The sequence below is a fragment of the Burkholderia sp. L27(2015) genome (assembly GCF_009765705.1).
Lineage (GTDB): Bacteria > Pseudomonadota > Gammaproteobacteria > Burkholderiales > Burkholderiaceae > LMUX01.
Genome location: NZ_LMUX01000033.1, coordinates 1 through 890, shown reverse-complemented (window position 1 = coordinate 890; position 890 = coordinate 1). Strand labels below are relative to the sequence as shown.

The following is an 890-nucleotide window of genomic DNA, read 5'->3' as shown; positions in this document are numbered from 1 at the left end:
TGGCGCGCTACGGCCGCAGCCGCAACATCGGGCTGGCGCGTTTCGGACAGCTCGAACAGCTGCGCTTCGATACACGGTTCGATCTGATCGTCTGCACCGATGTGCTGCACTACCTGAAACCGTCCGAGATTCGCGCCGGCTTGCAGGGCATTGGCGAGATGCTCGAGGGCGTGGCGTTTCTGGAAGTATTCACCAGTCGCGACGATGTTGCCGGCGACCATCACGGTTTCATTTCGCGCGCTCCGGCTTGGTATTTGCGCGAATTCGGGGAGGTCGGGCTGTTGCCGTGTGGCTCGCACTGTTATCTGGGGCCGCGCCTGGAGCGTCATATTGCGGCGTTGGAGCGGGCGCAGCTACCTGCCCGAAGCTAGCCAACAGCGTCGATCAACCGCGTAGGTTGGGGTGAGCGCAGCGAAGCCCAATATTCCCGCGCTGACCTGTTGGGCTTCGCTGCGCTCACTCCAACCTACAGCTCGACCTGCAGTTTATCGAAACCGTTCGGGCTGGGCGTAGCGCCGAGGGCGTGAAGTCGAAGCCTCGCACTAGACCCCCTTCGACTTCGCCGCTGCGCGGCTACGCTCAGGGCGAACGGTGAGAGGAGTTTGGGGGAAGAGCTCAGGGCGAGCGGTGGCTGGAGGGAGCGCGTAGGTTGGGGTGAGCGTAGCGAAGCCCAACAGGTCGGCGCGGGAATGTTGGGCTTCGCTGCGCTCACCCCAACCTACAAATGCGCTCAGCTGGCGGGAGTCTTGTCTTTGTAGCGGCACAGGTCGCGGATCACGCATTGCGGGCAATCCGGTTTGCGTGCCTTGCATACGTAGCGGCCGTGCAGGATCAGCCAATGGTGGGCGTCCTGCTTGAATTCGGCCGGTATTACTTTCACCAGCTTGTCC

The 890-nt window shown here is 62.6% G+C and carries 1 protein-coding gene and 1 pseudogene; one reads left to right on the top strand and one right to left on the bottom strand.

Annotation, left to right across the window (positions count from 1 at the left end):
- On the top strand, positions 1-371 hold a 371-nt coding region (locus tag GSQ77_RS28920), incomplete at its 5' end, for a class I SAM-dependent methyltransferase (protein WP_216854971.1).
- A 359-nt stretch (positions 372-730) separates the two neighbouring features.
- On the opposite strand, the pseudogene GSQ77_RS28915 reads toward GSQ77_RS28920, so the two are convergent.
- Positions 731-890 (bottom strand): annotated as a pseudogene (locus tag GSQ77_RS28915) (endonuclease III); the annotation flags it as partial.